The organism is Streptomyces sp. NPDC005722, from assembly GCF_040630935.1.
In the GTDB taxonomy this organism is placed as follows: domain Bacteria; phylum Actinomycetota; class Actinomycetes; order Streptomycetales; family Streptomycetaceae; genus Actinacidiphila.
This window is the reverse complement of record NZ_JBEXYN010000012.1, coordinates 38,992-52,341: the sequence shown is the minus strand read 5'-3', so window position 1 is coordinate 52,341 and position 13,350 is coordinate 38,992. Positions and strand designations below refer to the sequence as shown.

Below are 13,350 nucleotides of genomic sequence, written 5' to 3'. Positions count from 1 at the left end.
CCTCCGCGGGCCCCGGACCGCGTCACCGCGGCAGCCTGAACCCGCCCCGTTCCGGCAGTGGCGCGGTGAACCCCCAGCCGCGGGCGAGCAGGGCGTCGACGGCCGCCACGGCCGTCTTCAGCCGCTGCTCGTGCGGTCCGGTGAGCACCTCGTACGGCAGGCCGCGGCGGGTGAGTTCGGTGCGGAAGCGGCCCGTCATCCAGGAACGCAGGTGCTCTCCGTCGCGCAGCCCGTCGTCTTCGAAGGGCACGCCGGCGTCGTCGGTGAGCAGCCACAGGTGCTGCCGGCCCCGGGCGGCGACGGCCTCGACGCGTGGGGCGGGGCCGCCCATGTAGCGCTCGTGCCAGATCGTCGTGGCCATGGCGTCGGTGTCGCAGAACAGGACGGGCGACCCGGTGCGTGCGGCCGCGTCCTCGTCCGCGGCCTGGCGTTCGGCGATGAGCTCGAACTCGTCCGAGTCCCACTCCACTTCGTCGAACGTGGCGTCCGGACGGGTCGCCAGCAGCCGGGCGTACTTCTCCTCGCTGAGGGTGCGCCCGTACTCGGGCACCCACCGCGTCTCCTCCCAGACGCCTCCGCGCGCCCGGTAGTGCTCCGCGAGGGCGCGGGCCATGGTGGTGGTGCCGGTGGACTCGGCGCCGACGACCACCACCCGGCGGGCCAGGCCCGCCCGTACCGGCGCGGCCAGGTGGGGCCAGCAGGCGACGGGGTCCGCGCGGACGGCGGTGCCGGAGACCGGGTGTGCCGTGCGGTGCAGGTCGACCGTCACCGGCACCGCGCCGAAGCGGCGGGCGAGTTCGTCCCCGTACGGCTCGGAGGTGAAGACGGCGTCGACGGGATCCGGTACGGCGGCCTTGAAGACGGCCAGGTGGGCGTCCCAGACGGCCGGGTCGGTGTAGTCGACGTGGATGTCGTCCACGGCGCCGACGACGTCGACGCCCGCCTCCGGGTGCTCCTCGCGCATCCAGGCGACGCGGTCCTCGAGCGGGACCGACTCCACGGCGGAGGCACAGACCAGCACCGTGAGCCGGCGGCACCGCGCGGCGGCGCTGCGGACGAGGTGGTGGTGGCCGGCGTGCGGCGGGTAGAACTTGCCGAGCACGAGACCGTGGTCGAACTCGCTCACGCCACGACCTCCACCCGGGTCTCCGTGCCCTCCGCACGGGAGGCCGCCTCCGCCCGCCAGCCGCGCAGGCCGGCCAGGCACAGCAGCAGGAAGCCGGCGTAGAGGAGCGAGGTGAGGTGGAGGCCCTTGTAGGCGTACAGCGGGATGTAGACGAGGTCGGCGGCGATCCACAGGTACCAGGACTCGATCTTCTTCCGGCACTGTCCGTAGGTGGCGGCCAGTGACAGCGCGGTGGTGAGCGCGTCCCAGAAGGGCACCGTGGAGTCGGTGAACCGGTCGAGCACGACGGTCAGCAGCACGGTGGCGACGGCCGTGGCCGGGGCCAGCAGCGCCCAGGTGCGACGGTCGGTGCGGCTGATCGCGAGCCGCCCGGCGGCGGGGCCGGCGGCCGCCCAGGACCACCATCCGTACACCGCGAGCACCACGTAGACGACCTGCAGCGCGGCGTCCGCGTAGAGCCCGGCGCCGCCGAACAGCAGGATGAAGAAGAGGTTGTTGGCGATGCCGACGGGCCAGTTGGCGATGTGCCGGCGGGCCACGAGCCACACACACAGCGCACCGCTGCCGAAGCCCAGCACCTCCACCCAGCTGACGGGGGTGTCCAGCAGGGTGAACAGCGGCTGCTGGAGCGGGGCGAACAAGTCCGCGAGAGCCACGCGGCGACCTCCTGTAAACGTCATATTGACGATAACGAGGTCACCGGGGGGTCGCAAGAGGTTTTCCACGAGACGCCGTACGCCGTCGACCAGCGGACGTGGCCCTTGCTTCCCGTCCCGCCCACGCCCGCGGCGCGCTCCGGGCGTCCGGCACAATGCCCACGTGCTCCTCCTCTCCCGAACCCGTGAACGTGCCCCCGACCCGGTACGGATCCGTCTGGCGGCGGCCGCGGCCTCGGTGGTCACCGTCGGCGCGGGGCTGGCGCTCAGGGCGGTGGCCGACGGGAACGTCGCCAAGTACGGCGGCGACGCGCTGTACACCGTTCTGGTCCTCGCGCTCGTCGTCCTGCTGGCCCCGCGGGTCACGCCCCTGACGGCCGCCGTGAGCGCGCTGGCGTTCAGTTGCGCTGTCGAGTTCCTGCAGCTCAGCGACATCCCGGCCGAACTCTCCCGGCGCAGCGGCATCGCCCGCCTCGTGCTCGGTTCCACCTTCAACGCGCCGGATCTGCTCGGGTACGCCGCCGGCGCCGCGGCGGGCTGGCTCATCCACACGGCCCTGCGGATCCTGCTCTCACTCCGCTGACCTGGCTTCGCTGATGCCGTGCTCCGACCGGCGCGCATCACCATGAGCCGCCTCCGAACCTCGGGCACAACCAACGGCAGCCCGCTTGGCCGGGGGCGAGGAAGCAACAGTCGTGACGCCAGTGTGTTACTCCGCAGGAACCCCGCCGCTCCCAGTGCCGTCAGGTGGCTACTGCGAGGTGCCCTCACCGGCGGGCTCCGAGTGGGCTGCGATCCTGCGGTACTCCGTCCGTAGGTCATCGATCAGGACGGGCCCTGCCGGCAAGTGCGCCAACCAGAATGTCCAACCGTTGACTTTCCAGCCGACAGCGGCAGCAGCGGGTGAGGGGGAATCGTAGGACCCTCCCTCGACAACGATGCAGCCGTCGACGCTCAAGGTTCCCTCTGCTTCGACGCCCGTCGGCTTAGGGGTGAGTCGCGTGCCGGGCGCGAGGAGACCCTGTTCCAGGAGGTCGGTCAGGCGGATCCAGGGCACTGCCTGCCGGGCCGCCGGCAGGGTGGGCGGGCCGGACGGCGTCGGAGGGCGGTAATCCGAGTCGCCGAGTTCGACAAAGGCGTCGCGCACAACTGTCGCGATGAGTGAGCGGCGGGCCGCGAGGAAGTCGTCGTACTCCATCCGCTCCCAGTTGGTTGGGAGCGCGTGCCAGTACCCCTGTCGAGCGATGCGGTCGGCAGACAGCCGCTTGGCCGCCACCTGCTCGTGCCAGTAATCGGTTGGCGCCTTGTCGGAGATGGCGATGTTGTCGCTCCACTCCACCAGGGCCATGTTGGCGATCTGGTTGATCCGCTGGGTCTCCGGAATGCCTCGGTTCTTGAGGTGGTTCTTCGGGAAGAGATGGTGGCGTTCGATGCCCTTCTTCACGATGACCGCGGGATCAAGGCGGGCCCGGACCTTCCCGGTGGACAGCAGGGCGTCGGCGTCCAGGATGTTGAGGGCCGCGATGTACGCCATGAGCGCCGGCGATTTGGCTGCTGCCGTGTCCAGGGCATTGGGCAGGGTGATGGACCAGTAATCCTGGGTGAGAGTGTCGTCGATGACCTTGTTCAGGGTGGCGAGGTACGCCTCGGCGTCGCCCGCCGCGACACTGCCCAGCCGGCCGAGATCCTGTTCGACGCGTGTCTCGAAGGACCCCGAATAGCGGCTGGTGGTATGGGCCATGAAAAACCATCGCGCGATGGTCTCGCGTAGCCTGTCCAGCGAGACTTGGTAGTCGACGCGCCCGACCAACCAGAGCGCGTAACTGTAGATCACCGCGTTCTCGGAGCTGATCATCTTGCTGCCGCGGAATCCGGCCCGCTCGAGGCACTGCAGGAACTCATGCCAGTGGGTCAGATCCAGCACATGTTTCTGTGCCGCTTGGAGCCGGCCGAACTGCTCCTCACGTACGTCGGCAGATGATCTTCCGGAGTCTGCGTCCCGGCCGCGCAGCACGGCATAGACCTGTTTGAGGACCGCGCGGCGGAGGGCGAGTACTGCGGTGACGCGCAGCAACTGCGCCGGGTCGGGTTGGATGTGCCAGTTGAAGGGGGACGGCCCACCGGAGCTGGGACTGCGGGACTCGCGACAGAAGTCCTCCAGAGCGCAGCGGCCTTCCTCCCAGTAGACGGAGAGAAGCGTGAGGATGAAGTCGGCCTGGTTGAGGGTGACACCGTTGCTGTTGATCCGGACGAAGATCTCGGCGACTTCCTCCTCCTCGATACTCTCGGCCAGTTCGACGATCTTGAAGGGATAGCTCTCGAGGTTGTAGAGGTCGTCGAGCGCGGTGTCCAGTCTGTCCTTCTCGGCCTCGTCCAAGTCACGCTTGAGTGAGAGCCGTTCGAGGAAGCCGCGAACGGCCCGCTTGCGATTGCCGGGTTCCCAGAGGGTGCTGATGTCCGACAGGTACTCCGGGTCTTTCTCAACGGCGGCGTCGGTGACGGCGAACGTGGCGTCGGTGGGCCGGAAGGCGATCCTGATACGACGGTGGGTGAAATCGTTCGCCAGCACATGGGATGCAGTGATCACCGCGTAAAGCGAGGTCAAGCGCTGTTGCCCATCGACGATGAGATGCTGAGGAACGGCTGTGTGCTTGGCGTCGGTGCCGATGCGGCGGGCGCCGGGTTCTGCCCCGGTCTTCCAGAACAACAGGTTCCCGACGGGAAAGCCCTTGTACATGGAATCGAAGAGGTCGCGCGCCTTTGCGGCGGGCCAGACGTACGGGCGCTGCAGCTCGGGCAATGCCAAGGCACCGCACTCAATGGCGTGCACCAGATGGGACACAGCAAGCGTCGTGTCGCTGTAGAGAGGCTTGGCCATGGAAGAGTCCCCCCGGAACAACAGAAAGAGTCGCAACAGATCGACACTATAGAGCCGGACCCGCCATTCGACGTCGAAAAGCTCAGCAACCCGCAGCTTGGGGAGCAGACGTGGCCTCGGGCCCAACACCGTTCCACGCGCAGGCACTTCGTGAATCCCAAGACGGAACGGACCACCAGGGAGGCCACAGCGGGCAGCGACCTGCATGGCTTCTCGCCGCCACCCGGACGGGTGAACCTTGCGGGCCCCGCCACCCCGGGACCGGCGGCCGCCCCAGGCTCAGCGCCCCGCCGTCAGCAACGCCGCCATCTCCCGTGCCGAGGACGGGACTCCGCGCACCGGCTCGCCGTACTGCGGATGTGCCTGGTCGAGCGTGGGCACCATCGGCCGCGACCGCTCCTCCGGTACGCGTTCCAGCACGGTCGTGCCGGTCTCCGCCTCCAGGGCCGGGGCGTAGCCGGCGGCGCGCAGGGCGGCGAGCGTCTCGTCCGGCGCCGCCGTGGAGATCAGCACCGTCGGCGCGATCTTCCGCAGCCCCAGTCCGGCCAGACCCCGCGCCCGGGCGACCTCCTCGACCAGGGCCGTGTCCTCGGAGCGGATGCAGCACGCCGAGCGCACCACGCGCAGCCGCCCGTGGCTCCGGGCGACGTCCTTGACCGTGTACGTCAGCGGCTGCGGCAGCCCGGTTCCCTGGTGTGCCACGGCGGTCAGGCGCCCGAGGATCCCGTCGGCGTCCCATCCCGCGTCGAAGGCGCGGCGCAGCGAGGCGGGCGTGATGCGCCAGACCACGGCGTGCCCCTCGGACTCGATGTCGCCGACCGCGGACAGCAGTGCCGCCAGCTCGGGCGCCGGGGTGCCGGTGACTGTCGCCGTGGAGTCGGCCTGGAACCGGGCCGTGGTGCTGGGTGCGGGCAGCGTCGAGCGCAGGGCTTCGCGCAGCGCGGCCACCGCCTTGGCAAGGGCCGGGCGTTCGGCCAGGCCCTCCCCCAGCCGGTCGGTGCCCTCGGCCGCCGGGTCGGCGTCCGCGCCGGGAACGGCCGGGTAGTGGCGGGCGGCCCCGGCGTCCAGGAGGCCGGCGACCGCCCGGCCGACGTCGGTGAGCGCGCCGTGGGCCACCAGGCCGAGCAGCTCCGCCTCGGCCAGCGTGGCCTCGAGCCACCCTTCCAGGTCCTCGTCGTCGTAGGGCGCCATCAGCGCCGGCCGGAACCAGACGGCCCCTTCGAGGAGTTCGCCGTGCCCGTCGTCCCCGGCGGTCAGCCCTGACCCGTCCGGCAGGGTGGCCAGCGCCTTCAGTACGCCGTGCCGCAGTGGCACCGCGTACGGGTCCTGAGGGCTGACCAGGGCGACCGGGGTCTCGTCGTCGTCCGGCCAGTAGGTGAACACCAGCGGGACGACGGCCCAGGCCGCTGCCAGCGGCAGCAGCTTCCCGGCGGGGGTGGCCGCGGCCCACGCGTCGTAGCGCTCGCTCGGCAGCAGCCGGGCCGGCCGCGGCGGAGCGGCGGGTCGCCGGCGCCCCCGGCCGCGAGCGGCGGGTTTCTCCTCCTCGGCCTGAGGAGCGGCAAGCCCCGCGTTCACCGCCAGGTCGAGCCACAAGCGGGTGTGTTCCTCGCTCGTCCCGGCCGCTTTGGCAAGCCTCCTGGTGTCGCGCACCGCGATGCCCCCCGCCTTGCGCACCGCGACCGGATGCGCGGCGAGTTCGCGCATCACCAGTTCCGCGCGCCATGCGGCGGCCCCTGCCGCCGCCGCGCCCCGGTCCGCCCAGTCGCGGGGCAGCGGCGCGACGGAGGTCAGCGGTTCCGGGTCCAGGCTCGGCGCGGGGGCGGGCTGCTCGCCGCGCAGTGCGTGGCCCACCTCGTACGGCAGTTCCACCAGATCCGTGCCGACCGGCACGACCATGCCGTGTTCCGCGAGCCAGTCGGTGCCCTCGTCGCCGCTGCCCCCCTCCCGGAACGTGTACTTGCGGTCCGGCCCGCCGTAGCCGCCGGACCGGGAGACGAAGCAGTGCGTACGCAGCAGCGGCGGTCCCTGCAGCATGTGCTCGAGCAGCTCGTGGGACGCCGCCGGGGCAGTGGCCACCAGTTCCCTGACCCGGCCGGTGTCCTGGAGCACGGCGCCGATCGCCGTCTGCGCGTCCGCGCGGGTGCGGTGCTCGATACCGAGGGCGGCGGCGATCCGTTTGATCTCCGGCGCGTTGTAGGCCTGTGTGAACAGCAGGTCGGCCGGCCTGCCGTAGCCGTCCATGCGGGCCGCCGACGCGTGCAGGATCGACGGCAGCGCCAACTGGCCGCGCGGCGCGGGGAGCAGCAGCGCCCGGTCCCGCAGCCGTTCCAGCGCTCGAACGATCGACTCGCGCGGCGTGCCGCCCTGTTCGAGCCAGTCAAGCACCTCCGCCTCGGGCACGAGCCGGGTGTAGGGGTCCACCGGCGGTGGCGCGGGGCGCCAGGTGTACGTCTGCTGCTCGGCCGCGGGCACCGGCCCGTACGTCTCCAGCGCCCGGGCCGCCACGCACGCCAGCAGCTGCGCGTCGCCTCCCGTCCCCGCGGCGACGGCCCGGTCCACGGAGTCGTCGGTGAGGAGGTGCTCCGCGAGCTGCCGGAGCGTGGTGAGCGGCGTGTAGCCGGCGGCACGCGGCAGTTCGCGCTCTTCCAACAGGACGGTCAGGCGCTCGACGGAGAGTCCCGCGAGCCAGTTCTCCAGGGCGGTACGCACATGCACCCTGCCGAGCCTAGAACACAGCGAGTCGGCCCCTGTGGCGCCCGGAGCGATCCCAGGCCCGGCGGGTGGACGAGAGGGTGCGGCCCTGCGGTACGGCGCCGGGCCGTGTCGTGGAGCCGCGCCCCCCAAAAGGGTGGGTCAGAAGCCCAGGTTCCAGGTGTCGAGGTAGCCGGGGAGGACATGGAAGTTGCCCGGGGTGTTGTCCCTGACCCGCAGCTTCCGGGTGCCGTTCGCCGGGACCGCGGAGGCGTCGACGGTGAACGTCTCGTGGAGCTCCGGGATCGCGACGGGGCCCTGCGGCCAGTCCCGCTTTCTGCGATCGGGCGCTCCGCGCCACGTGGTTTCCCGGTCCGGTTTCGCAAGCGCCCCGCCTGCCGCTTCCAGCACGGGACGCCCGACACCCGATATGCTTGACTAGTCAACGACCCGCCGGGAAGTCCGGAGTTGACCTCACTTTGGCGTTCCCCAGTGCTGCGACATCCCCTTCACCCGGGACGTTCGAGCACTGCCTACCATGGGAGAAAAATTGACGTATAAGGTCATCCAGTGGGGTGCCGGCGACAACGGGCAGGCCCTCATCCGCGCCGTGGCTCGCCATCGTGATCTCGAACTGGTCGGCTGCAAGGTCTGGAGTCCCGCGAAGGACGGCGTCGACGCCGGCGTCATCGCGGGCATCGAGCCGATCGGCGTCCTCGCGACCACCGACCGCGAGGAACTGCTCCGCACGGACGCGGACGTCGTCCTCTTCTGCACCCGGCTGCGCCCGGACGAGATGGACGCCAACGACCAGGACATCGCCGACCTCCTCCGGTCGGGCAAGAACGTCATCTCCGTGACGGGCCAGCACTCGATGCCGTCCGCGATACCCGGTTACGCGGAGAAGTTCGAGGAGGCGTGCCGCGAAGGCGGTTCGACCTTCACCGGCGCCGGCCTCAACCCCAACTTCATCGCCTCGCGGCTGGCCCCGACCATCACGGGCCTGTGCGCGGACGTGGAGTCCCTCCACATCCGCGAGACCTACTCCGTGGCCGACGACGGGCCGGAGATCGTCTTCACCGCGGTCAACTTCGGCGCGAAGCTGGAGGACTGGCACGAGGGCACAGCCCTCAAGCAGCAACTCGACCACCTCTTCGTCCAGTTGACCCACAATGTGGCGCACTCCCTGGACATGGAACTGAAGACCGTCGAGATGAGCACGGAGCTCACGCCCGCGCACCGCGACATCGAGATCGCGGCAGGGCTCATCGCCGAGGGCACCGTGGCCGTGGTCACGCTCACCTACGCGGGTGTCCCGGTCGACCCCGACCAGATCCGGATCACCGTGCAGGTGCGCTGGGCCGTGTCCGACGACATCCCGGGCGTCCCGATCACCTCAGGGTGGCGCGTCAAGGTCGAGGGCAAGCCCAGTCTGGTGATGGAGATGCGCCCGGATCCGGCGGAGGACCGGACCTACCACCCCGAGACGATGGTCGGTTCCGCGATCCCCGTCATTCCCGAGGTGATCAACGCGGAGCCCGGTCTCCTGCTGCCGCGCGTCTACGGCGCGTACAAGCGTCGTTTCGTCGGGGCCTGATCACTGAGGCGGCGGGCGCGTCGCGCCGGGGGACGACGGGGCGAACCCGGCGCTCCCCCGGCGCGACGCGGCCGCCGCCGCCGCCGGAACGACCGGCGCACCGCCGCACGGCCGGTTCACGACGTCAGCTCAGATGGGCGTTCTTGGCCGCCATGACCGCCTTGGCGCTGTTCCAGCCGACCACGCCGACGGCGCGCCCGTCCTTCTCCGCCAGCATGACGAACTTCCGGGATTCCACGGTGCCCTCGATCAGCCGCATCTCCGCGTCATCGGGCAACGTGCCGAAGACCTGGATCCTGACGTCGTACTGGTCCGTCCAGAAGTACGGGACGGACCGGTAGGCGTCCTGGCCGCCGGTGATGTCCCCCGCGACGAACACGGCCTGCTGCACGGCATTGGCCCGGTTCTCCAGGCGGGTGCCGACGCCGTTCCGCCCGTCCGACCAGCGGGCCACGTCCCCGACGGCGTGGACGTCGGCCGCGGCGCGACCGCGTTCGTCGCAGACGATGCCGTCGTCCAGGACGAGGCCGCTGCCGACGAGCCAGGCGGTCGCGGGAAGGGAGCCGATGGTCACCACCACCGCATCGGCGGGAACCGTCCCGCCGCCCTCCGTAGTCACGCCGGCGACCCGTCCGTGGTCGTCGAGCAGCCCGTTGACGCGGGTGTCCATCAGCAGCCGTACACCGCGCTCGGCGTGCAGCCGGGACAGCTCCCGGCCGACGGCCGCACCTGTCTGTCGCCACATCGGAGCCGGGTTCGGGTCGACCAAGGTGACGTTCAAGCCCATCTCCCGGGCAGTCGCGGCGACCTCGCACCCCAGCACTCCCGCCCCGATGACCGCCGCATCGCGGGCCTCGAGCAACTGCGCGCGCAGCCCGGCGGAGTCCTCCAGGGTCCGCAGGACCCACGTACCCCGCAGCGCGCCGGTGCCCGGCAAGGCACGCGGTGTCAGGCCGGTCGCGATGACGAGCCGGCCGTAGTCCAGCTCGCGGCCGTCCTCCAGGACGACGGTGTGCGCCCCGACGTCCAGGCGCACGGCTCGGCGGCCCAGCAGGAATTCGGCGTCCAGCCGGTCCAGTTCCCGTCGGTCGCGCAGGCGTACCTGTTCCTCTCCCCAGGCCCCCGAGAGGACCTTCTTGGAGAGCGGCGGCCGGTCGTAGGGGAGGTGGGTCTCCGCCCCCACGACCTGGACCGTGCCGCGGAAGCCTCTGCTGCGCAGCGCCTCCACGGTCGTCAGCCCGCCGACCGACGCGCCGATCACCAGCACGTCGGCGGTCACGGGTGCAGTCGCTCCGCCAGCCGGATGGCGGCGGCGGGGCAGATCGTCGCCGCCGTCCGCACCCGCTCGAACTCCTGCGCGGGAGGTCTTTCCTGAAGCAGGACCACGACCCCGTCGTCGTCCCGCTGGTCGAAGACCTCAGGTGCGGCCACGACGCACTGGCCGCCGGCGACGCACTTGTCCTCTTCCACGGTAATGATCATGAATCATCCTTCGAGAATGCGTACCGAGGACTCACCAGGCGACAGGCAGGGCGTCCAGGGCGTAGACGTTCGGGCCGAAGCGGTGGAAGGAGAGCTCCTCGGCGGGAACCGCGAGCCGCAGCCCGGGGAACCTGCGGAAGAGGGGGGCCAACGCCACCTGAAGTTCCGCTCGGGCCAGGTGCTGTCCCGGGCACTGGTGGATCCCGGAACCGAAGGTCATGATCTGGATCGGTTCCCGGGTCAGGTCGAGGGTGTTCGGGTCCCCGGAGACCACCTCCGGATCGCGGTTGGCGTTGAGCGGTGAGGCCAGGACCCACTCGCCCGCCTTCACGACGTGGTCGCCGATGGTGACGTCCTCGGTCGACATGCGGGGGAAGCCGCCCGAGACGCTCATGTAGCGGAGCAGTTCCTCGGCGGCGTCGGCCGTGGAGTGGGCGTCGTCGAGCAGGACGGCGAGCTGCTCGGGCTGCTGCATCAGCGCCAGGGCACTGAGCGCGATCGTCGCCGCGGACGTCTCGTGCCCCGCGAGAACCAGTGCGCTGACCATGCCGACGATCTCCTCGTCGGTGACCTCACCGTGGCGCTGGGCCACCAGGGCGCCGATCAGGCCGTCGGTCGGATTCCGGTGGTTCTGCGCCACCAGGTCGCCGACGTAGTCGTTCAGGCGCATGAAGTTCTTGAAGGCCTCCTCCGGCGGCAGCGAGAAGTCGACGATGCCCGCGCACAGCCGGTTGAAGTCCCGGTGCTCGGAGCCGGGGATGCCGAGTATCTCGCCGATCACGATGGAGGGCAGCGGGAGGGCGTAGGCCTCGAACAGGTCGACGCCGGGGCCGGCTTCCTCCACCTCGTCCAGCAGTTCCGAGACGATGGCCTCGATCCTGGGCCGCAGCTGCTCGACCCGCTTGGGCGTGAAGGAGCCGGCCACCATGCGGCGCAGACGGGCGTGGTCCGCACCGTGGTAGCGCGGGAAGAAACCGGGCAGCGCGCTGTCCATGGCTCCGTCCGGCGTGGGGATGAAGCTGTGGTCGAGACGCGGCTCGTTGTACAGCGCCCGGACGTCGGCATAACGCGAGAACATCAGCACGTCGACCTCGCCGTACTCCCGCTCGACCATCCGGAGCCGGGTGGGCCCTTCACGCCGCGCCATCTCCGCGAGCCGCTCGGAGGGGTCGAACGGACACCGGGCATCACGGTCCGTGACGGCGAACCCACGCGTCAGTTTTTCAGGCATGTCGAGCTCCAAGGAGGTGCAGACCGGACGTATGCGGGCGCCCACGTCCCCCGGCCGCGGTCGCACGCTGGGACACGTGGCCGAACGGGTCGTGGATGTGGGGCCCATGGCTTTCGGCCCGGCGAGGGAAGCCGCACGCCGAACCGGCATGCCCCAGGCCCCATTTGCCGGGATCCGGAGTCATTCAAACACAAATTTGCTTGACGCGACAAGTGAATTCGGAGGCTGCACCCGATGCCGGAGAGGGAGGGGCGACAGTATCCTGCATACGATCAGTCCAACGGCTCGACACCGGAGGCGACATGGAGCATCTGGACCCCGAGGTAGTGCTCGGCATGACGGCGCAGGCACCCGACGGCGTGGTCATCATCGATCGTGAAGGGCTCATCCGTTACTGGAACCACGGCGCCGAGCGGATCTTCGGGTTCTCCGCCGCCGAGGTCGACGGCCGCAGCCTGGACGTGATCATCCCGGAACGGCACCGGCAGCGGCACTGGGACGGCTTCGACAAGTCCATGGCGAGCGGCACCACCAAGTACGGGGACGACGACCTGCTGGCCGTCCCCGCCGTGGGCGCCGGCGGCCGGAAGCTGTCGATCGAGTTCAGCGTGGTGCTGCTGAACGACGCCGAGGGGCGCCCGGGTTACGTCGGCGCGGTCATCCGCGACGTCACCGAACGGCGCGCCCACGAGAAGGAGCTCTACCAGCAACTGGCGGCCGCCAAGGCCGCCGCCAGAACGCCCAGCTGACCTCCACCCCTACAGGGCGAAACTCCTGGCCCGGAGAAGACAGTGCGGGTAGGTCCGACCGTGCTCCTGAAGGCGAGTCCGGCGATCCGAGTGCTGCGCTGCACGGGCCGGTAGCGCAAGAGGTGCGCGGCGAACCGTATCCGCGCCTGCTCGCCCGCAGGTGCCACCGGACGGCCCCACCCCGTCCGGCCTGGGACCGCGCATCGCCAAGACGCCGTTCGCGATGGCGAGATGAGAGGCGGCAATCCCTCATGGAATCCTGCGACGCATGCGGATGTCTCCCACCCGAAAACCGCTGCAGTCAAGGAGGAGGGGCGAGTCCGCCTCCTCGTCCCTTCCCTCCGCAGGTGCGGTCAGAACGGGCAGTCATCATCGAAACCATCAACGGTATCGACAATGGAATCGCGGTCGACGCGCTGGCCGTTGAAGTGCCCAGCGACCCATTCGACGCACTCCGGCCGATCACCTGTGCCAACCCGGCAGAACTCTTCTACCGCCTCACGCACCAGGCGGATCGGCAGGGCACTACTACGGTCATGGAATAGTGGATAACCAGGATCCGAGACCAACACGGGGTCAAAGTTCGGAGGTTCCGGGTTGTCAGAGATCCACACCGAATCATATATCCCACCCTTTCTGGGGCTTCGCATCGTCAGCCCCCACACAAGAGCCCCAAACCCGGTCGAAGCGTTGATCGCAACCCGCAGATGATTATCCGCCACTGGATTTGTATCGGTGTGAGGCTGCTCCGACAAACAAAACCACACATTCACTCCGACGGAACCGGTCTCCTCGACACCGCCCCCCAATTCTTCGCCGTCAAACACTCTGGCAACAAGGCGCGCAGCTTCGTCCATATTCGTGCCATGGTGCCACTCGCCATCGAAGTGAACGCTAAGAATTGCCAAAACCCTCTCCCTTCAGGGATTTACACACAGTA

Annotated in this window: 12 protein-coding genes; 3 read left to right on the top strand and 9 right to left on the bottom strand. The window is 70.0% G+C overall.

Annotation, left to right across the window (positions count from 1 at the left end):
* Window positions 1-22: 22 nt before the first annotated feature.
* Together ABZ479_RS16300 and pnuC are read right to left on the bottom strand one after the other, a co-directional pair.
* On the bottom strand, window positions 23-1,126 hold the full coding sequence (locus ABZ479_RS16300) for an AAA family ATPase (protein ID WP_500462217.1): 1,104 nt from the start codon (window positions 1,124-1,126) through the stop codon (window positions 23-25).
* Window positions 1,123-1,782, bottom strand: a complete 660-nt coding sequence (gene pnuC, locus ABZ479_RS16295; RefSeq protein ID WP_500462216.1) for a nicotinamide riboside transporter PnuC — start codon at window positions 1,780-1,782, stop codon at window positions 1,123-1,125. The genes ABZ479_RS16300 and pnuC overlap by 4 nt, the downstream gene beginning before the upstream one ends.
* A gap of 163 nt (window positions 1,783-1,945) precedes the next feature.
* On the opposite strand from pnuC, the gene ABZ479_RS16290 reads away from it, so the two are divergent.
* A complete protein-coding gene (locus tag ABZ479_RS16290; RefSeq protein WP_500462215.1) occupies window positions 1,946-2,365 on the top strand; it encodes a ribosomal maturation YjgA family protein in 420 nt (139 codons plus the stop codon).
* A 168-nt stretch (window positions 2,366-2,533) separates the two neighbouring features.
* Here the strand turns inward: ABZ479_RS16290 and ABZ479_RS16285 are convergent, their stop codons facing one another.
* The 3 genes from ABZ479_RS16285 to ABZ479_RS16275 all read right to left on the bottom strand — a co-directional run bounded on the left by ABZ479_RS16285 (window position 2,534) and on the right by ABZ479_RS16275 (window position 7,762).
* The gene (locus ABZ479_RS16285; protein WP_500462214.1) at window positions 2,534-4,660 is read right to left on the bottom strand and encodes a GmrSD restriction endonuclease domain-containing protein; all 2,127 of its coding nucleotides are present in this window, start codon (window positions 4,658-4,660) and stop codon (window positions 2,534-2,536) included.
* 279 nt (window positions 4,661-4,939) lie between these two features.
* The gene (locus ABZ479_RS16280; RefSeq protein ID WP_500462213.1) at window positions 4,940-7,375 is read right to left on the bottom strand and encodes a helicase-associated domain-containing protein; all 2,436 of its coding nucleotides are present in this window, start codon (window positions 7,373-7,375) and stop codon (window positions 4,940-4,942) included.
* Between the two features lie 138 nt (window positions 7,376-7,513).
* Window positions 7,514-7,762, bottom strand: a complete 249-nt coding sequence (locus ABZ479_RS16275; protein ID WP_500462212.1) for a hypothetical protein — start codon at window positions 7,760-7,762, stop codon at window positions 7,514-7,516.
* 139 nt (window positions 7,763-7,901) lie between these two features.
* On the opposite strand from ABZ479_RS16275, the gene ABZ479_RS16270 reads away from it, so the two are divergent.
* Window positions 7,902-8,948, top strand: a complete 1,047-nt coding sequence (locus ABZ479_RS16270) for a hypothetical protein (RefSeq protein ID WP_500462211.1) — start codon at window positions 7,902-7,904, stop codon at window positions 8,946-8,948.
* Window positions 8,949-9,072: 124 nt separating this feature from the next.
* Here the strand turns inward: ABZ479_RS16270 and ABZ479_RS16265 are convergent, their stop codons facing one another.
* Genes ABZ479_RS16265 through ABZ479_RS16255 form a run of 3 tightly spaced genes read right to left on the bottom strand, consistent with a single transcriptional unit; the run spans window position 9,073 to window position 11,661 of the window.
* On the bottom strand, window positions 9,073-10,227 hold the full coding sequence (locus ABZ479_RS16265; RefSeq protein WP_500462210.1) for an NAD(P)/FAD-dependent oxidoreductase: 1,155 nt from the start codon (window positions 10,225-10,227) through the stop codon (window positions 9,073-9,075).
* A complete protein-coding gene (locus ABZ479_RS16260) occupies window positions 10,224-10,430 on the bottom strand; it encodes a ferredoxin (RefSeq protein ID WP_500462209.1) in 207 nt (68 codons plus the stop codon). The genes ABZ479_RS16265 and ABZ479_RS16260 overlap by 4 nt, the downstream gene beginning before the upstream one ends.
* A 31-nt stretch (window positions 10,431-10,461) precedes the next feature.
* On the bottom strand, window positions 10,462-11,661 hold the full coding sequence (locus ABZ479_RS16255) for a cytochrome P450 (RefSeq protein ID WP_500462208.1): 1,200 nt from the start codon (window positions 11,659-11,661) through the stop codon (window positions 10,462-10,464).
* Window positions 11,662-11,963: 302 nt separating this feature from the next.
* Between ABZ479_RS16255 and ABZ479_RS16250 the strand changes: the two genes are divergently transcribed.
* Window positions 11,964-12,410, top strand: a complete 447-nt coding sequence (locus ABZ479_RS16250) for a PAS domain S-box protein (RefSeq protein WP_500462207.1) — start codon at window positions 11,964-11,966, stop codon at window positions 12,408-12,410.
* Between the two features lie 353 nt (window positions 12,411-12,763).
* Here ABZ479_RS16250 and ABZ479_RS16245 read toward each other — a convergent pair whose 3' ends face one another.
* A complete protein-coding gene (locus ABZ479_RS16245; protein ID WP_500462206.1) occupies window positions 12,764-13,318 on the bottom strand; it encodes an Imm1 family immunity protein in 555 nt (184 codons plus the stop codon).
* Window positions 13,319-13,350: the final 32 nt, after the last annotated feature.

Bases quoted from the DNA above. Each gene is read 5' to 3' on its own strand.
- ABZ479_RS16285 (WP_500462214.1), bottom strand. From the start codon at position 4,660: ATGGCCAAGCCTCTCTACAGCGACACGACGCTTGCTGTGTCCCATCTG.
- ABZ479_RS16260 (WP_500462209.1), bottom strand. From the start codon at position 10,430: ATGATCATTACCGTGGAAGAGGACAAGTGCGTCGCCGGCGGCCAGTGC.
- ABZ479_RS16255 (WP_500462208.1), bottom strand. From the start codon at position 11,661: ATGCCTGAAAAACTGACGCGTGGGTTCGCCGTCACGGACCGTGATGCC.
- ABZ479_RS16250 (WP_500462207.1), top strand. From the start codon at position 11,964: ATGGAGCATCTGGACCCCGAGGTAGTGCTCGGCATGACGGCGCAGGCA.